The 19741-nt window shown below is 32.0% G+C and carries 18 protein-coding genes; 3 read left to right on the top strand and 15 right to left on the bottom strand.

Annotation, left to right across the window (positions count from 1 at the left end):
• Positions 1–166: 166 nt before the first annotated feature.
• A complete protein-coding gene (locus BN2665_RS20870) occupies positions 167–1072 on the bottom strand; it encodes a LysR family transcriptional regulator (RefSeq protein WP_055669046.1) in 906 nt (301 codons plus the stop codon).
• A gap of 113 nt (positions 1073–1185) precedes the next feature.
• Between BN2665_RS20870 and BN2665_RS20865 the strand changes: the two genes are divergently transcribed.
• The gene (locus BN2665_RS20865; protein ID WP_055669045.1) at positions 1186–1641 is read left to right on the top strand and encodes a DMT family transporter; all 456 of its coding nucleotides are present in this window, start codon (positions 1186–1188) and stop codon (positions 1639–1641) included.
• Positions 1642–1724: 83 nt separating this feature from the next.
• Entirely contained in the window at positions 1725–2309 is a 585-nt protein-coding gene (locus BN2665_RS20860) for an LOG family protein (RefSeq protein WP_055669044.1), read from the top strand.
• Positions 2310–2434: 125 nt separating this feature from the next.
• Here BN2665_RS20860 and BN2665_RS20855 read toward each other — a convergent pair whose 3' ends face one another.
• The 10 genes from BN2665_RS20855 to BN2665_RS20810 form a co-directional block, all read right to left on the bottom strand.
• A complete protein-coding gene (locus BN2665_RS20855) occupies positions 2435–2857 on the bottom strand; it encodes a MarR family winged helix-turn-helix transcriptional regulator (RefSeq protein WP_195892734.1) in 423 nt (140 codons plus the stop codon).
• A gap of 20 nt (positions 2858–2877) precedes the next feature.
• Positions 2878–5367, bottom strand: coding sequence for an ATP-binding cassette domain-containing protein (locus tag BN2665_RS20850; protein ID WP_055669043.1), 2490 nt, complete (start codon positions 5365–5367; stop codon positions 2878–2880).
• 257 nt (positions 5368–5624) lie between these two features.
• Positions 5625–6356 carry a tryptophan synthase subunit alpha gene (gene trpA / locus BN2665_RS20845; protein ID WP_055669042.1) on the bottom strand — a complete coding sequence of 244 codons (732 nt, stop codon included), beginning with the start codon at positions 6354–6356 and terminating at the stop codon, positions 5625–5627.
• Positions 6349–7629, bottom strand: a complete 1281-nt coding sequence (locus tag BN2665_RS20840; RefSeq protein WP_055669041.1) for a PTS ascorbate transporter subunit IIC — start codon at positions 7627–7629, stop codon at positions 6349–6351. Before BN2665_RS20840 ends, trpA begins: the two co-directional genes overlap by 8 nt.
• A gap of 34 nt (positions 7630–7663) precedes the next feature.
• On the bottom strand, positions 7664–7948 hold the full coding sequence (locus BN2665_RS20835; protein ID WP_055669040.1) for a PTS sugar transporter subunit IIB: 285 nt from the start codon (positions 7946–7948) through the stop codon (positions 7664–7666).
• A gap of 27 nt (positions 7949–7975) precedes the next feature.
• A complete protein-coding gene (locus BN2665_RS20830) occupies positions 7976–10075 on the bottom strand; it encodes a BglG family transcription antiterminator (protein WP_055669039.1) in 2100 nt (699 codons plus the stop codon).
• A gap of 167 nt (positions 10076–10242) precedes the next feature.
• Positions 10243–12075, bottom strand: coding sequence for an ABC transporter ATP-binding protein (locus BN2665_RS20825; RefSeq protein WP_055669038.1), 1833 nt, complete (start codon positions 12073–12075; stop codon positions 10243–10245).
• Between the two features lie 16 nt (positions 12076–12091).
• Positions 12092–13900 carry an ABC transporter ATP-binding protein gene (locus BN2665_RS20820; RefSeq protein ID WP_055669037.1) on the bottom strand — a complete coding sequence of 603 codons (1809 nt, stop codon included), beginning with the start codon at positions 13898–13900 and terminating at the stop codon, positions 12092–12094.
• Between the two features lie 472 nt (positions 13901–14372).
• Positions 14373–15092, bottom strand: coding sequence for an MBL fold metallo-hydrolase (locus BN2665_RS20815; protein ID WP_055669036.1), 720 nt, complete (start codon positions 15090–15092; stop codon positions 14373–14375).
• A gap of 186 nt (positions 15093–15278) precedes the next feature.
• A complete protein-coding gene (locus tag BN2665_RS20810) occupies positions 15279–16022 on the bottom strand; it encodes a sugar isomerase domain-containing protein (RefSeq protein WP_055669035.1) in 744 nt (247 codons plus the stop codon).
• Positions 16023–16313: 291 nt separating this feature from the next.
• On the opposite strand from BN2665_RS20810, the gene BN2665_RS20805 reads away from it, so the two are divergent.
• The gene (locus tag BN2665_RS20805) at positions 16314–16598 is read left to right on the top strand and encodes a hypothetical protein (RefSeq protein WP_055669034.1); all 285 of its coding nucleotides are present in this window, start codon (positions 16314–16316) and stop codon (positions 16596–16598) included.
• 147 nt (positions 16599–16745) lie between these two features.
• Here the strand turns inward: BN2665_RS20805 and BN2665_RS20800 are convergent, their stop codons facing one another.
• From BN2665_RS20800 to BN2665_RS20785, 4 genes are all read right to left on the bottom strand, one after another.
• Positions 16746–17297 (bottom strand): hemerythrin domain-containing protein, encoded by a 552-nt coding sequence (locus BN2665_RS20800; RefSeq protein WP_055669033.1) that lies wholly within the window; start codon positions 17295–17297, stop codon positions 16746–16748.
• A gap of 21 nt (positions 17298–17318) precedes the next feature.
• Positions 17319–17951 carry a hypothetical protein gene (locus tag BN2665_RS20795; RefSeq protein ID WP_055669032.1) on the bottom strand — a complete coding sequence of 211 codons (633 nt, stop codon included), beginning with the start codon at positions 17949–17951 and terminating at the stop codon, positions 17319–17321.
• Positions 17952–18116: 165 nt separating this feature from the next.
• Complete coding sequence (locus BN2665_RS20790) at positions 18117–18935, bottom strand: MurR/RpiR family transcriptional regulator (protein ID WP_055669031.1); 819 nt, start codon at positions 18933–18935, stop codon at positions 18117–18119.
• 109 nt (positions 18936–19044) lie between these two features.
• On the bottom strand, positions 19045–19689 hold the full coding sequence (locus BN2665_RS20785) for an N-acetylmannosamine-6-phosphate 2-epimerase (protein ID WP_055669030.1): 645 nt from the start codon (positions 19687–19689) through the stop codon (positions 19045–19047).
• Positions 19690–19741 lie beyond the last annotated feature (52 nt).

The raw sequence follows: 19741 nt of genomic DNA, 5'->3' as shown, positions 1-19741 counted from the left end.
TTTCTTTTAATTTTTATAAATTGCACTCAATATGAAATTTAAAATAAAAAAAAATACTCAATTTTTAATCTTGAGTATTCTTTTTATTTGCAACCAGTGGCTTCTCTCCACTCATAGATGATAATCTTTCTAATATGCTCATAATTATTTCTCCTATTCTTTAAGTTTACTTATAGCTTTGTTCTGTCATAAGCTCAATAAACTTTTCTGAGGCTGTAGACATGGGAATGCCTTTTTTAGTCGTTATTCCTAAAACCCTTTCAGGAATTTTTTCTTTAATAGAAATTTTATATAGTTGTTTTTCTTCCAGCTCTCTTTGAATATAGTCACTTATAACCCAAGAAACTCCTAAGCCTCTCTTAGCAAACTCGATTAATAATTCTACATTGCTTAACTCTATTTCTGGAGATGCTGCTAGCCCATAGGAACTAAAATAGTTATCTATGTAGTCTCTTGTATTTCCCCCTTTTTCTAGTAGCATAATAGGATAATTCTCAGTTAAATCTTTTAAGGATATTTGTTTTTCACAAAGCTGCTTATACTTCTCTCCTACCACAAAGCAATCTTGTATTTTAAAGGTCTTAAGGATATTAAGTGAGTCTTTATCTTTCTCATCTATGCTCATATTTAAAATTCCTATATCTATATCCCCTTGTTCCAATGCTTCAACTATTTTATAAGTTGACTTATCAGTAATATAAATTTTTATATTAGGGAATGTTGATTTGTATCTTTCTAGGTAGGGCATAAGATAATATTTGCATACTGCGCTGCATACAGCTATTCTTACCTGGCCTGAATTAAGATTTTTAAGCTCAAAAAACTTCCTTTCAGCTGTTTGCATAAGCCCATATCCCTGTTCTATATATTTAAATAACACCTCTCCCTCTATGGTAAGGGAAACCCCTTTTGCCGTCCTATAAAATAACTGTCCTCCCAGCTTTAACTCTAAGGACTTTATTGATTGGCTAACAGCGGGTTGCGATGTAAAAAGCTCTTTTGCTGCCTTAGATATACTTCCTAATTTAGCAGTAATATAAAAAACTCTGTAAAGTTCAAGATTAATATACATATAAATTTTTAGTATACCTCCTATATTAGATATTAATTTTACTTATACCATTCCTTTAATTATAATTAAATTATAAAGATTAATCAATAATTAAGATTATTGGAGGTTTTAATGTGGTATTTATATATTATTTTCTATCATTGATATCGGGTTTTGCCTTGACTTTGCAGGTTGGTATAAATGGCGGCCTTCGTTCAACAATAGGAAGCCCCATACTTTCCTCACTCATTAGCTTTGCCGTAGGAACTTTATCCCTTGCCATAGTATTCTTATATACTATGTTAACAGGCTCTAGTGCATTGCCTTATTCTATTAGCATTAAAAATTTAAGCTGGTGGATGTTTACAGGCGGATTATTTGGAGCATTTTATATATTTACAACTATATTTGCCTCTCCTAAAATAGGATTCGCCAATATGTTTAGTTTAGTTATATGTGGACAAATAATTCTTGCAGTTATATTCGATCATTTTGGATTATTAGGTGGTCAAGTACATTTGATAAATCCTGTAAGAATTATGGGGCTTATTTTTTTAATATTAGGAGTTTATATTATTCAAACTCACTAATTACAAGTTATAAGTTAAGTCTTAATAATTAGAATTAGTGTAATAATTATAAATTATCAACTTAAGTATTGGAGGTAATGTTTATGAAAAGAATATGTGTTTATTCCGGTTCTAACCTAGGTACTCGACCAGAATATAGAGAAAGTGCTAAAACTCTAGGGAAAGTACTTGCTGAGAATGGAATTGAACTAGTTTATGGTGGCTCAAGAGTAGGGCTTATGGGCGAAATATCTAATGAGGTTCTGAGAAACAAAGGTAAGGTTACAGGCGTCATGCCTAAAGGACTCTTCTCAGGTGAGATGGTTCATAAAAAACTCACTACCCTTATTGAAGTTAAGAATATGCATGAAAGAAAACAAACCATGTCCGACCTTGCTGACGGATTCATATGTCTTCCTGGAGGGCTTGGTACTTACGAAGAACTTTTTGAAATGCTAAGCTGGGCTCAACTTGGTATTCATAAAAAGCCTATTGGAATATTAAATATAGCAAAGTTTTTTGATCCTCTTTTAAATCTGCTACATAATACCTGCAATGAAGGATTTATGAAGGAATCAAATCTTCAACTTATTTCAAATTCAGATAATCCTGAAATATTAATAAAAAAGATGCAGGCTTACACACCTCCTATAATGGAAAATAAATGGAACGATTTATCCTCAAAATAGTATTACTCTTAAATAAAATCTTATAAAAAATATAGACAGATGACCAACTATATAATAAATTTAGGTTATCTGTCTATGCATTTAAAATAAATTATTTAAATTTAAAACTATAATTTCTCTATAAATTAATCTTTTAGTGTAGACTTATTAATTTTTGCACATATAAGCATAAATTGCTCTAATTCTGCTTCTGTTAATGCATTTTTTATAACCTTTAAAACTTCATTGCGTGAATCTTCAGCTCTTTTTAAAAAGTGGATACCCTCCTCTGTTATAGAATTATAAAAATATCTTCTATCATTAACATCACGTACTTGTACTATCATATTTTTTTCCAATAACTTTTTATTTAACTTAGATATGGCTGACACTGTGATATTAAGAGCCTCAGCTAATTCTTTTGTGGTCTTTGGACCTGCTTTTTTTAAATAATCAATTATGCTGTATTGAGATGATGAAATTCCCTCTACATTAAATTTATTATGATGGGAAACAATGCTACACTGAAATTTTACGTATTCTTCTTCAAACTTTTCACTGATTGACATAACTCTCTCCTTTCTTAATTCTACAAATACTCTTTTAAAACAGACTTAGTACTTTCTTTTATCATTTTATGTGTACCTTCCGCTATGATATATCCACCTTTATCACCGCCACCAGGCCCAAGTTCTATAATCCAGTCAGCTTGGCGAATGATACTAAGGTTATGCTCAATAATAACAACACTATTCCCATTATCAGCTATTTTGTTAAGTATATTCATTAGCTTCTGCGTATCATTATGATGTAACCCCCTTGAAGGTTCATCAAGTATATATAATAAACCCTTATTTCTGTTATACATTAATTCTGAGGCAAGCTTTATTCTTTGCGCTTCTCCACCTGATAGAGTATTAGCTGGCTGTCCCAGTTTTAAATAGTCTAATCCTATATCATATAAATAATCAAGTTTTTGTTTTATTTTAAGTATATCACAAAATAGTTCTCTTGCCTCTTTAATGGTCATATCTAAAACATCAGCAATATTGCAGCCTTTATATTTAACTTTTAAAATGTTCTCATTGTATCTTTTTCCTTTACAAGAAGAGCAAATAATATATTGATCTTTCATAAAATGCATTTGAATTTTTGTTGTTCCTGTTCCCTTACATACCTCACATCTTCCCCCTGGCACATTAAATGAAAAATCTGAAGCTTTAATGGTTTTACCTTGTTTTTTTGCTTCCTCTCTAAAAAAATCCCTTATATCATCAAAGACTTTTGTATAAGTGGCGGCATTGGATCTTAAAATTTTCCCCATAGACTTCTGATCTATCACTATGGTTTTCTTAATAAACTCTGCTCCCTCTAATTTTTCCTTTTCATATTTTGAACCAATATTACGTAATAATTCGTTAAAAATTAATGTAGATTTACCTGAACCGGATACTCCAGCTATAACAGTAACGGTATTAAGAAGTATAGAAGCATTTATATTTTTAAGATTGTTTGCTACTGCATTTTTTATAATTAAATTATTATGACCTTTTCTATAATCAGTCTTAAATTCTTTTTTCTCATTATTAATACATTGAGCACTTATGGATTCTTTACACTTTAGAAACTCCTTAACATCCCCTTCAAATATAAGATCACCTCCTTCGCTTCCCGCCGCTGGTCCAATATCCACAATATAATCCCCCTGCTTTATAACATCTAGATCATGTTCAATTACAATAACTGTATTCCCTATATCACGTAATTGTTTTATTGAACCGACTAGCTTATCAGTATCTTTAGGATGTAATCCAGCTGTGGGTTCATCCATGACACAAACCATACCTGATAAATCAGCATTAAGCAAGGAGGCTAATCTCATCCTTTGTGCTTCTCCGCCTGATAAGGTAGAAAAGCTGCGATCTAAAGATAAATAACCAAGCCCTGCATTACATAAGCTTTTGCATCTCTCCTCTAAGTCATATAATATAATTCTTGAAGCTTCCATATATTCCTCAGAAAGAGATTTTTTCAAACTGCTAATCCATTGTAAAAGTTCATCAATAGTTTTATTGAAAACTTCATTAATTGAATTTCCATTCACCAATATATTAAGGCTTGATTTTTTAAGTCTTGTTCCGTTACACTCTCCACAAGTTACTAATTCAAAAAATTCAGAGATATCATCTTTTATTTCATCTTCCTGTGCCTCTTCATCATATCTTCTCATCAAACTGTTAAGTGCCCCTTCATACTTCCCTTCTTTCATATTGCTAGGCGCTGGTTTCTCAGGGCATAATTCTCTTATCTTAGGATCATCTGTTCCAAAAAATATCAGGTGTTTGACTATATCATCTAAATCTCCAATAGGCTTTTCTAAATCCTTATCTTCAAAAGGAATATTATAATATTTTGCTGCTCTAACAAGCAGAGGTCCAAAATGCCAAATAAAGCCCTTTTTCCATACCTTTATTCCTCCATCTTTTATTGAAAGTTTATTGTCTACTATTTTATCAAAAATAGGTTTAGCTATATATCCCAGACCCATACATTTTTCACAGGCCCCTTCGCTTTTATTAAATGAAAAATGCGCCATTGTAATATTTTCAACGGCTTTTTTACATTTAGGGCATAAAAAAACTTCACCACTACATTTTTCATTATCATTCATGTTGGCACTTAAGCTACGCATTCTTATAAGCTCAATATTTTCTCCACACCCTGGACATCTTCTTATACCTATGGCAGTATAAAGCAACCGTAAGTATGTATATATTTCACTATAAGTTCCTACTGTAGATCTTGGATTATTATTATAATTGTTTTGACTTACGCTTATTATTGGAGCTAAGCCATATATATTATCATAATCTGGACGCTGAACCTTATCTGGTACTTTTCCTGTGGCGCTTATAAATTTTCTTTCTGCCTCCTGGCAAAAAATATCAAATATCAATGAGGATTTTCCTGATCCTGAAACACCTGTCACTACTGTCATCTTGTTTCTAGGAAATTTCACATCTATATTCTTCAAGTTATTTTCTCTTGCTCCTTTAATTGTAATCCACTCGTTATTCATAATTATATTTTTCACTCCATTCTATGTTTTTCACAATAGTTATAAAAGAAATATCATGTATATCTTTTATTATCGATGTAGTGTGCATACACTATATCAATAGTTGACATACTCAACTATATTATATATTATGCCTATTATTTTTCCTTGTCAACTACTACTAATACTTTTATGAATATGCAGGAATGAATTTTTAGCAAAAATAGAAAGCACACATAGATTATATAAACTAATCCATGTATGCATTCAAAATTCGATTATACACTGTCCAGCGCTACTCTAAAATCTTTCAAAAACTGTACTATGTCATAATCATCCCCTGAATTTACTTTTCTAATAAATTCACTACCGATGATAATTCCCTCTGCATGGTTCTCTAATACCTCTAAAGCATTCTTTACTGTGCTAATGCCAAAACCTATTTGGATAGGAAGTTTTGAATGTTTCTTTATTACCTCCATGGTTTTTATATAGTTCTTTGGCATCTCACCTGTACCACCAGTTTTGCCTGCTCCAGACATAACATAGGCAAATCCATTGTTATATCTTAATCTTTCTACTATTTCTTCCTCTAGCATAGTTTCATTATATAGCTGAATCAGGTTAGCATTGTCCACTTTATATAGGAAGTCAGCACAAAGTAAGGCATCATAGTAAGGCTTCAAAGCCAATAGGTCATATTTTTCAACTCCTGCTTTATAGGTCATGAGTATTACTTTCATATTATTACAATTTTTCTTTATATAATCTAAAATCTCAATTAAAGTTTCTTTACTAAAGCCTTCATCAAGGACTGTCTTATTTGCATCACTAATTACTTTTCCGTCAAGGTAAGGCTCCTCTACGGGTATACCCAACTCTAGAATATCCACCCCTGATCTTTCCATTAAGTCGATTATGGTGTAAAAGAGCTCTTTATTAGGATATGAAGCCATTAAGTATACCGTTAATGCTTTTCTGCTATTAAAAATATTTATAATATTATCCATGTAATAACCTTAAAATCCATCCTACTATTGGACCATAGAAGGCATAATCTGTTTCACATAGAACTCTCATTATTGGTTCATATCCCCCGATATAAGGAATTAAAAGCGCTTGTCCAAATATCAATATTAACCCATTTACAAAGGAACCTATTATAGCTCCTCTTCTTCCTCCTGTAGAGTTACCGAAGATAGCTGTTATAGCTCCTGTAAAGAAGGTTGGTATAAGTGCTGGAAAAACCACCACTGGAAACTTCATAACTCCAAGTATAGACATACCTATTAAACCAGCTATGAGGCTGCTTAAGAAACCAACTATAACGGAAGTTGGATAGCTTGGAAATAAAAGTGGTATATCAAGACCTGGTTTAGCATTAGGCACTAGCTTTTCTGAAATACCATGGAAAGCTGGTACTATATCAGCAAGCATCATTCTAACTCCAGTTACGATCACAGTAATCCATAGTCCGAATTTTAAACCGTTTAGTATAGAATAGGTAACTATATCTTTACCACCACTTATTTTTGAAGTTACAAAACTTGGTCCTGCTATTAAAGAAACTAATAAGAAAATTACAGTCATAAGTACGCTTAAAGCAATATTTGTTTCTCTTAAAAATTCAAAGCCTTTAGGAAGCTTCATTTCTTCTAAATCTTTATCCTTATTTCCAAATAACTTACCTAATGCTGCTGAAATTAAGCAGCCTATGGAACTAGAGTGTCCTATAGTAAAGCCTTCTCCGCCCTTTACATTCTTCATAAGAGTATTCATATAAGCACAAGTAAAAGTTAAATAAAGCCCTAGTAATATGGAACCTATTAATATTACCATAACTGGCGATAGTGAAGTTCCTACCTTAAGCAAAGCTGCTATAAGTCCTGCATAAAAAAATGATACATGGGCAGATAAGTGTATAAATTTATATTTTGTAAATCTGGCTATTAACACATTTATCATAAAACCAAAAGCAAAGATTAGGGCTGCTTCTCCTCCGATAGTAGACATACTTTGTCCTACGGCGCTATCTATAGACATTACTTCTGTTCCCATACCGAATATGTGCTGAATCATTGGTTGTAACGGTAGTAGGGACATACCCATACTTTGAGCTCCAGTAACAATTATCATAAATCCCACCATAGTTTTTATGGTAGCTGAAACAATGGTACTTACTTTTTTCTTTTGAACTGCTAATCCTACTAAAGTGACCATACCTATTAAAAAGGCAGGTTCACTAAGTATATTAGATATAAAATACATTAATATATTTTTCATACCCCAACGCTCCCTTATTAATTATTTCATTGAATTAGTTCCCTACCACTTTATCTATAGCCTCTAATAACTTTTCTCTTAAATATGCTTTATCCATTAAATTATCAATTCTTATAATTTCTGCTCTAGAGCTTCTTAAAACATTTGCAAAGTCTGAGGTGGTAACCAATATATCCGCTTCTTCTGGATTTACTGATCCTATATCTGCAGCATTTACCTCTGCTTCTATACCTTCCTTATCTAAAATTTGTTGAGCATATACCTTTAGCATCATGCTGCTTCCTACTCCTGCTCCACACACTGTCAATATTTTAATCATCTAAATCATCCTCCTAATTATTAAAATCTATGAATTTATTAATTTTATAATACCTTCTTCATTATTTGCATTTAATATGAATTGTATTTTTTCTTGATCTCCTAAGATGTCCATTAGCTCAGATAATGCTTTTAAATGAGAGGAATGGTCTAAAGCACATAGACATACTACTAATTTTACAGGATCATTTATTGGATTTCCAAATTCTAAAGGTTTTTTCAAGGTCATAAGGCTCATGCCTATTTTTTTAGCTCCCATTTCAGGTCTAGCGTGAGGCATGGCAATTCCTGGCGCTATAACGATATAAGCTCCATTCTTTTCTACATTTTCAATCATAGCCTCTACATATCCATCTTCTATAGAATCGCTGGCCTTTAATAAATTACCACCAGTTCTTACGGCCTCTCTCCAATCATCGGCTTCAACATTTAATTTAATATTATTTATGGTTAATACTTCTTTTAGCAATGGTTGATACCCCCCTTGTAGGATTTTTTCCTTTTTATAGTTCAAATATTTTTCCAATTCATTCTGTAGCTCCGAGTGATTTTTTATAATGCAATTTTTTTCAATAATATTTAAAATCCCCTGGACTAAATTATTATCGGTATTAAATTCATCAATAAAATCTCTTAATCTTTTTATATCTTTATTATTCATAATGGGATTTACTATTATGGTTCTAATGCTACAATCTAAGGGTACTGTAGAAATTATCAAATCAATTCTGCTTTTCGATAGCACTTCCTTAACCTGATGATAAGCCACTGCATCTACTATATTTACCTTAAATCTATTTTTGATTGTAGATAGAATCATTTGAGAGGTACCAATACCCGTACTGCACACTATTAATACATTTGGCAGATAGGTATTAAAGCTCTTTATCCTCTCTAAAGCTGCTCCAAAATGAATGGTAAAGTAGCCGATCTCCGACTCATTAATGTCCTTACCCGTATATTGTTTTATGGCTGATACATTTTCGTATACTATTAAAAACAAATCCTTATAGTTCTCTTTTATTTCATTAATCATAGGATTTTTTAAAACTATGTCATGCTTAATTCTATATAATGCTGGTCTTAAATGATCCATAAATCCATAAAATAAAGAACTATCCTTCAGTAGATTTACCTCTAAACTATTGCTCACCTTTTCAATTAATTCTTTTGTAAGCAGCTGAACCTCTAACCAATCTTCCTTTACATCGCTGTTATAGTCATAATAATTTAAGCTGCTGCCTAATAAGTGTATAGTTATATATGCAATTTCTTCATCAGATATTTTAATGGAATAGTATTTTTCTAAGTCCTTTGCTATATCCTTTGCCACCCTAAATTCTTTTGTATGTTGAATCTTTTCCATATCCTCAAAGGCTTCAGCAATATCCTTTCCTTCTTGGATTCTTTTAATTGCATAGGCTATATGCACTACCAGATTAGTATAGGCATCATCAGAAAAGGTATTTTCTAAATGTCTCTCTGCCTTCTGTACACACTGCTCTATAAAAGATAAATTTATTTCTTTAAAGAATTCTTTAATTTGTTTGTATAGATAGCCATTGAACCTGGTGTAATCAGGTGAATCCACTACCTTCGTTGTTTTCTCTAAATCTAAGGAACTAGATAAAATTTCTATAATAGCTTTTCTTAAAACCTTTTCATCTCCCTTAACAGAAATTCCTTTTTTTGTAGCTGCAATAAGTTCAATATCTCTATGCTTAAGCCAAGACTTTATATGCTTTAAATCATTTGATATTGTACTTCTGCTGGTTTTTGTTTTTTCTGCTAAATAGTCTATGGTGATATAATTATCAGTCTGAAGCAGCTCGCTTAAGATTATATAAATTCTTTCCTTCTTACTTAGAGCATAATAAGACAGATTATATTCACCTAGCAGGTCTAATATCTTTTCTTTTTCCTGACTTTTAAGATTTAAGGTAATACCTAAATTTTGCTTTCTTTTTAATAGAGGTAATTTATTCTTTCTTAAAAAATCATCGATAATATCTAAGTCATATCTTATAGTTCTATTGCTAACTCTTAATTCATTAGAAATTTCTTCAATGGTCCTAGGATTACCATTATTAATAAGGCTTAAAATAATTTGGATGCATCTCTCATTCATTAGTTTTATTCACCTCTTAGCTTTATTATAGGATAGGTTTTTCATTTTAAAAAGATTAAATACCTTCACTTCTAATAAGGCAAAAGTATATTAATAAAATAAAGGAGTTTGAATCATTCCTTCAAACTCCTTTATAAAATATTTAATTTTTCATTCTTGAAATAGTATTAGGACACAAAAGCCTTGCTTTGCATTTCCTTCTCTTCAAGAAGCTGATTGGTATATAAATTATAATAGTAACCTTTTCTTCTAATTAACTCTCTATGAGTTCCAGCTTCAGTAATTTTACCTTTTCTTATAACGAGAATTTTGTCTGCAGATACTATGGTAGAAAGTCTATGAGCTACTACAAAGCTGGTTCTATTATAAAGAACTTTTTCTATAGCATTTTGTATCATTCTTTCCGTTTCTGTATCTATAGAAGAAGTAGCTTCATCTAGCACAAAGAGGGCTGGATTAGCCACAATAGCTCTAGCAAAGGAAATAAGCTGTTTTTCTCCAGTAGAAAGGTTCCCTCCTCCTTCTCCTACCTCTGAATCATAACCTTTTTCCATTTTCATTATGAAGCTATGAGCATTTACAAGCTTTGCTGCTTTTTCAATCTCTTCTTGTGTTGCTTCAAGCTTTCCATACCTTATATTGTCCTTAATAGTTCCACTAAAAAGATGTGGACTTTGAAGCACATAACCTATATTGGATTGAAGCCAAAGCAAAGACCTTTCCCTATAGTCCTCTCCATCAATCAATATTTGTCCGCTAGTAGGCTCATAGAATCTACAAATTAAATTTACTATTGTGCTTTTTCCTGATCCTGTTTCGCCTACAAGAGCTATGGTTTCACCTTGTTTTACCTTTAGATTAAAGTTTTCTAATACCTTCTCCCCATTTTTATAAGAAAAACATACATCTTTAAATTCAATTTCTCCATGGATTTTTTCCCAATTTTCTTTTTTAGGATCAAATAAGTCTCCATATTTATCTATTACATCTTTTCTGTCCCATATATCTGGCTCTGTTTCTATAAGAGATATTATTCTTTCTGCAGAAGCCTGTGCATTTTGAAGCTCTGCTATAGTTCCTGCCAGCTGACTTACGGGATCAAAAAACTGTATGGTGTATGAAATAAACATTACGAAGGTACCGTAGGATAAAGCTTCAGAAATAACGCTTTTTCCTCCTAGCCATAAGGCAAAACCTGTGCCTATACTTCCCATAGATAAGACTATAGGAAGAAATAAAGCAGAGAACATAGCTGCCCTTACCGCAGAGTTTCTCATTTTAGTGGCATCTTCTTTAAATTCCTTTAAGTTTTCTTCTTCTCTAACTAAGGTTTTAGTAGTTTTAGCTCCTGATACCTCTTCACTAAAATCTGCTGTTAACTGAGAGTTTAATTTTCTAACACTTCTATAAGACTTTAAAATCTTCTTTTGAAAAAACATCCCCACTATAAATAAAACTGGCACTACGCTCATGCTTATAAGAGTTAATTTTACATTGTTATAAAGCATTATAATTATAAAAGCACTCATCATAGCTAAAGCCCATACCATATCGATTAGTCCCCAAGATATAATCTCGCTAAGTCTGGCTACATCTGAGGTCATCCTCGCCATAAGCCATCCCACTGAGGAGTTATCATAATAAGAAAAGGATAGCTGTTGAAGTCTTTTAAAACCAAGATTTCTTATATGATAGGCAAGATGAGTTTCAATCTTACCTGCTTGCTTTATAAATAACTTTATATTTAATACCTGAAAAAGGACTACGCAAAAATAAACTAGAGCAAATAACTTAAGCCCTTCAGAACTCTTTTTTACAATAAAATTATCTATAGCATATCTTGTAAGCAGCGGCATCAACGCATCTACTCCTGCCACGCATATCATTAAAAAGGCTAGGGCTATAAGCCCCTTTTTAAACTGTGACAGATATTTAAAAAGCTTTCGCCAGATTCCTATATCTATTTTTTCCGTTACTTTATTTTCATCAATTCTAGCCATTATCTCATCTCCTTCCTTACCCGTTGCAGGCTTTCTTTTCTTCTTCCTCTTCAAAGCTATCCAAAGAGTTTTGTATTTCCCATATTCTCTTATAAATTCCCTCTTTATTTATAAGTTCCTGATGAGTACCTATGCTTTCAATAGCTCCATGATTTAACACTATGATCTTATCTGCATCCATTACCGTTGAAATTCTGTGAGAGATTATGAAGGTAGTGTTATCAGCACTTTTCTTCTTTAACTCCTCTCTTATTATCCTATCTGTTTCAGCATCTACCGCACTTAAAGAATCATCAAATATCAATATTGGCATATTCTTTATCAGTGTTCTTGCAATGGCCACCCTCTGTCTTTGTCCTCCTGATAAGGTAACACCCTTTTCTCCCACTATGGTGTCATAGCCCTTTTCGAAGGAGGTTATAACATCATGTACCGCTGCTGCAGTAGCTGCCTTTTCAATTTCTATATCCTCTGAATCCAGTTTAGCAATCATAATATTTTCTTTTATAGTCCTTGAATAAAGGAAGGGTTCTTGTAATACAATCCCTATATTGCTTCTTATCCATTTCCTCTCGATATCCTTAAGCTCTACACCATCCACCTTTATAGAACCACTATTATAATCATAGAGTCTCAATAAAAGATGAACCAATGAAGATTTACCAGATCCTGTAGGCCCAACTATAGCGATAGTTTCCCCTTTTTTAACGCTAAAACTAACGTTTTTAAGAACCTCAGTATCTTTTTCATATTCAAAGCTTACATTTTCAAAGGCTATCTCACCTTTGATCTCTGGTTTCAAGGCTTTTCCATATTCCTGTTCCACTGGGGTTTCAAGAATATTTGTAATTCTTCCAAGAGAAACAGTCATTTTCCCCATATCTGAAAGAATCCTTCCTAATTGCCTTATAGGCCATAATAGCATTCCTTCATAGGTATTAAATACCACCAAAGTACCTAAGCTTATTTCTCCTTTATTTGCAAAATATATACCAGATATCAAAACTAGTCCAATTTGACTCATACAAAGTAAGTCCGATAGTGACCAATAATTAGAAAGCAAATTTATTAACTTAAAGTTTAAGTCTCTATATTTCTTATTTTCCTTTTCATATTTTTCAATCTCAAAGGTTTGTCTTCCAAAGGCCTTCACCACTCTAACTCCACTTAAGTTTTCTTGAAGTATAGAAGTAAGAGTTCCCTCTTGAGCATCTGCCTTTTCAAAATTGTGCTTGATTTTGTGGAAGAACATATAAGAGAATAAAAATATAAATGGCACCACTACCATGGCAATCAAAGTCATTTTTTTATTTAAGGATAGCATCATTATCACCGCAAAGGTTAATATAAAAACAGCTCTCCCTATATCTACCATTTGATTTGCAAAAAATCTTCTAACTGTGTCCACATCCGATGTGCATCGTTGAATTAAATCCCCTGATTCTGCCTTTACATGATATCCATAAGGCAAGTTCTGAATATGATCATAAAGCTTTACTCTTATATTTTTTGCAATGTTCTCAGCAGCCTGTGAAGAAAGTTTACCTCTTAAAAATAAGAAAATTCCTCTTGTAGTGGTTAATGCTACAAGGCATAAAGAGCATATCCATAAATTTCTCCAAAGTACTTCCTTACCTCCAACTAGCTCTATCAGCTTTTCAATAGGCGCTGGAGCAACTATTGGGTTATTTCCTATAATAGAATCTATGGTTATTTTTATAATCATAGGCTCTAGCATTGCTAGAAATGTAGATGCTGCTATAGAAAGTATTGCTGCAATATATAATAATCTATTTCCCTTAATTAGCTTTAAAAGTTTCTTCAAAATAATTCCCCCTTTTTAACATTGTAAAGTTCCTAGTAACTCAAGTGTAAAAATTAGAACCGTATCCCCTAATTTTTTCTTCAGCATGATTTTTAATCATCTTTATCAACTCCTTTTGTATTTTTTATAAAAAAAAACCGAAGAATATAATATTCTACGGCTTTATAAGCAAAAATCGGTAATAACAGGGTATCTAATTCTTTACATAACAATACCCTTTAATATAAATATAAAAAGCCATAGATACACAACCTATGGCTTATATACATTAATTCAAATAATTAAGATTAAAGATGTACACCAAGATCGTGCATATATATTTTATTAAATTGTGCTGAAAGATTCCCATTGCCTAATGTAAATCTTCTGTTTCCTAACATATTCACGACCTCCTTATTTTAATAGTAGTAATTTACTACATAACCATTATATGCTTGTATCTTGCAAATTGCAATAAAATTTTTCTTATATTTTAAATATTCTGTAATGCTTCTTTAATACTTTCTGTATATATTCCACCATGATAACAGATAATTCTATGGATATCATAATTTAATAGCTTTTCAATTGATTTTCTTGCTTCATCAATATCTAAAGTATATTGTGGGTTTGCAATAACTAATTTATTATCTTCTACTACCAATGCATCTCCCGCAACTAAGGTTTTACTATCTTTAACGTAAATTGATATATGACCTGGCATATGTCCTGGAGTACCAACTATTTCTATGCCCCCACACCAAGAAAATGCTTCCTTGTCTCTTAAACAAATATCCACCTCAACATTTTCTATAGATTCAAGGAATCTCTGAAAATTCCATGCATTTTCCTTTTGTTCTTCTGGTAGTTCATCATATATAGCCTCTGCTTGCTGTAATCTTAATGACTTTTCCTTACCGCTGATATACTTAGCATCATCAATGGAGGAAAGAATTTTAATATGAGGATATTCTCTTTTAAATTCTGCTAAGGCTCCCATATGGTCGAAATCATGGTGAGTTATAATTATTTTAGTTAACTTGCTCATATCAAGTCCCTTTGCTTCAGCAGCAGCTTTTATTAAAGGCAGGAAATTAGGATAACCACAATCAATTAAAATCATTTCCTCTTCATCACTTAATATAACTGGAAAAATGCTATTTGTATCCCCATTAAAATCAAATTTAATCTCTAAAACCGTTAATTTATTCATTGTTTTGACCCTCCACAATTAATACATAAGCTTCCCCTATTATATTAAATCTATTCTAGAAAATCTTTCAAGTGCATAAATGATTCTACATTAAACTTGTCCGTAATCCAAAATAAATATCCAGCCTTCACGCTTCATTTCTCTGAAACTGAACACTGGATATCTTAGCTTTCCACTATTATAAGATTATTGATAGAAAATCCTATCCTTATATTCTTCAAATAGGGTTTTGTTAAACTCGTCTCCACCATCTACATTGGCACTGTGGAACACTGGAGGAGTTATCCCTCTTTCTTGTAGCTTTTCAACTACCCCAATTACTATAGCATTTGCTATAACAGCTCCCACCGCTGTAGAAGTAGGGGCTACCTTTTGCTCCATACCTTCTACTAAAGTACTGGAATCCTCAAAATCTCCACAATTATCTATTACCACATCACCTACTTCATAAAGCAGTTTTCCAGAAGCATGTCTTGAAGTTACCTGACTTGAGTAGGTCATATTTGTCATAACTATTACCTGAGCTCCGAGCTTCTTTGCTTCTATAGCCATTTCAACGGAAACTGAGTTCCTTCCAGACACTGAATGAATAAGCAGTACATCATCCTTCTTTATAAGAGCAGCCTTTAGAATCTCTTTTCCAAAACCATTTAAGCGCTCCATTTGAGAGGTCAGAGTTACAGGACGAGTATTTAGCATCAATGTAGGATTGAATATAGGGTTTATCAACGCGAGTCCTCCAGTTCTATAAAATAGCTCCTCAGCTAATATCCCTGCATGGGAAGCTCCAAATACAAATATGGAGTTACCTTTTTCTATGGCAGCCGCAAATAGTTCTGAGGCTCTATCAATATTCTCTTTCTGAGTCTCATAAACCTTATCTATTATTTCTTTTACATGGTTAAAATACCATTCCACATATTTACTCATTAATCTTTTGCCTCCTATTTCTATATTCCAAATAGTTTACCTAGTGCTCTTACTGCGATTGTCCGCAAGGAGAAATCATTACCTCCAAATTATAATTTCTGCAAGCATCATTTTAACACCATTATATAAAAGTATTCTCTCAAAGTAAATTCAAACCCTTCTAATAAATGTGGCAATTTAATATTAGAAGCTTTTCAAAAATATAGTTTAATTAGCAAATATATAAATAAATCTTTATTTATACCGATAATAAAATAATAAAATAAGTTTTATGTTAAAGGGGTATTTATTATGAAAGTTGGTACGAATTATTCGAGAATAAATTCAAGCTATAAAAAGAATATAAAAAGTGATTCCTATAGCTCTAATAATTCGCAAGTTGAATATATACTAGAAGGTGATGTTATAAGAGTTTATGTTACGGATAAAAACGGAAAAAGGAAATGTATTAGAACAATTCCTTTAAGTCAAGCAACTCCAGAAATACTAGCAAAAGTTAAAAACATTACTTTTATTGATATACTTAGAATTTTAGATATGCAGAAAAAAGATAAAAATAATCTTAATAAAAAATGAAGCCCACCTATAGAGAAACACTACGAAGACTTAACTTATACATGTTCCAAAATGGCATCTTTAAGCCATTATGGTGCATGTATAAGTTAATAGTGGAAGTTGTTTCTCTACATTTAAGTGGGTTCTTCAAAGGGGCTTGAGGGGCTATTAAATTTTACTTTCTAGCTCATTAATTAGATTTAAATATTTATCTTGTATTCCTTTTTCCTTTGCTTCTTCCTCAACCTTTTCACAATCTGCATCTAATTGCTCTAGGGTTTCCTTGCTTAGGCTTCTCTCTGCAAATTTATATACTACATCATCTTCTTTTTCAATATGTCTGTAAAGCAAATCTGTATAACCTATAGCATTAGCAATAATATCGAGCTTTGCTTCTTCCTCACCCTTTTCAAAGGCTATAAGAGCTTTTTCTAGGTTTTGCATATACAATCTTCCAAAGTCATGCTCTACTAACATACCTTGTCTTACTAGTTTTTCAGCCGGTCCCTTTATCTCTTCAATCATTCTATTAAATAGATAATCTTCCTCTTTTCCATGATGGTGTTTATCTGCATAATTTCTCACAAAATCTATAATCTTATAAAAATCTTTGTAGTCTACATCCTCGTTCTTTAATACCTTAAAGCAATACTTCCTTATAACACCTAACATACGTTTTATATTCTTATGCTCATCTACCATTAACTGAATTGCACTCATTTTATATTCCTCCTTCTCAAACTATCTTTTAATAGAATAGGTACTATCCCCTAAAGCTTCAAAATGAAAATCATCATTTAAAGAAGTTACAAAAGCAGAAATCCAAGCTTCTCTTAAATCATAGAAATTTTGAACTTTACCACCTACTGCCTGCCAGTGTGGACTATGGAGACATTGAGTAGCCTTCCAAACTATTTCATTTTCATCAGAACTTAAGACAACATTTACCCTATCACAAGGCATTCCCTCTAATATATAATCATTTAATGCATTATACATCTCTTCAGGCATTGTGGGATAATTTTTTTCTCTATGCTCTACTCCACATTTTTCTCCTTGCTTTTTAAATATGTCCATTAAATCTTTTTTATATCCTTCTTTCTCCTTTAATATAGCTGTAACCCAAGCTGCCTGTCTTCCTTCTGCTGCGTGAATTTTACTTTGGAGCCAACCATGGATATTTGAAGTATCTATTATTTGCTCTAAAGGTTTATTTTCTGTTGGCGCCTCATACTTTGATAGAACTTCTTCCTTTATCTGCTCCACAGGCAGATTATTATTCTCAGCAAAGTTTATTATTTCCTTTTCTAAGTTTTCAAACCAAACTATTTTATTATATAACCAATAATGTATTTTACCTAAGTATAAACTCATAACTAATTCCTCCATATATAAACTTTATTTTTATTATTTCCTTTAGACTATATTTATATTTTATATCACTTGATAATTAATTTCGGTAACAAAGGTTACAAAAAAATTAAAACCCTGCAATCAAAAATCGCAGAGTTTCATATTAACCTTCCTGTATCCAATTTCTTAATCTTTATTTTTTTCTTCTCTTCCTATTATAGCATTTATAGTTATCTGCATCTTCTTCTTGAGCTCATTATTCTTTAGCAATACTGTAGATATTAAATCTATAAGATATATAGCTGAAAATTGGCTATTCACAAATCTTTCCTTATCCACAAATCCAGAGTTATATACGATAAGGGTCATATCTGAATAGTGAGCTACGCTGCTTTCTTCAAAGCTTGTAATAGAAACCACCTTAGCTCCATTTTCCTTAGCTACTCTTAAGGATTGTATCACCTCTGCTGTTTCTCCGGATATAGATATACCTATAACCAAATCCTCCTCTGTTACTATAGCGCTATTTATTATCATCATATGGGAGTCTGTTATACTATGAACATCAAAGCCCATTCTTATGAGTCTTAACATCATCTCTGAGGCGGTGAGACCGGAGCTTCCTACCCCATATATATATATTCTTCTTGCTTTTTTTATATCCTTAACCAACTTAAATATCATATCTTTATCTATAAGGCGATTAGTTCTCTCTATAACGTTTTTATAGAAATAATAAACATCTGAAAGTATTCCTTCATCTTTATTCTTATCTATCTTATTATAAGCACCGCTGATTTGTATTTTCATATCTACAAAGCTATTACATCCTATCTTCTTGCAAAACCTAGTTATAGTGGCTCCAGACACGCTCACTCTCTCTGCTAAATCTGAAATATTTATATTCTTAATGCTGTCAGTATTTTTTAAAATATAATCTGCTATATTTCTTTCCTTTTCAGAAAATCCTGTATACTTTTTTTGTATCTCACCTAAAACGTCCATAGACTTCCTCCGCTATACATCTTTCATATATTCTATTATGTAAAATATAGCGTATAAAGTCAAGAAAGGTATGCAATGAAATGGATTTTCATCACATACCTTTAAAATATTATAAGCTCTTATTTATTTCTTCTACAAACTTCTTTGTTATTAACTGAGGTCTTGTAATTGCTCCTCCTACCACTACAGTATAAGCTCCCATATCTAAGGCTTTCCTTGCCTTTTCTGGTGTATCAAAATTTCCTTCAGCCACTATTGGCTTTTTACATTTTTCTACTAGAGCCTCTAAAACATCAAAGTTATTTAAATTTTTTGATTGATCTGTATACCCAACAAGCGTTGTTCCTATATAATCAAAACCTAAAGATTCTGCCCTTACAGCTTCCTCCACTGTAGATATATCCGCCATAAATTTTTGATTTGGATAAATTCTTTTTAAAGATTTTAAGAATTCCTCATCCTGATCTATAGTAGCATCCAAAGCAATAACATCCACATTGATAGCTAAAAGCTCTTCTATCTCTTTCATTGTAGGAGTTATATAAGGCTTTATATTAGGATAGTTTATTTTTATTATTCCTATTATAGGGAGATCCACTTCCTTTTTAATAGCCTTTATATCCTCTACTCCATTAGCTCTAATAGCTACGGCTCCACCTTCTTTTGCTGCTAGTGCCATTTTACTCATTATAAAAGGACTATGCAATGGTTCCTCCGGTAATGCTTGACATGATACTATTAATCCTTTTTCCATCTTGCGCCTCCAATATTTCTATGATTAATCTACAGGAGGATGTGAAAAACAT

The sequence above is a fragment of the Desnuesiella massiliensis genome (assembly GCF_001403615.1).
Taxonomy (GTDB): domain Bacteria; phylum Bacillota; class Clostridia; order Clostridiales; family Clostridiaceae; genus Desnuesiella; species Desnuesiella massiliensis.
Note: the sequence above shows the minus strand (reverse complement) of the source record. Positions and strands in the feature narration are given on the sequence as shown.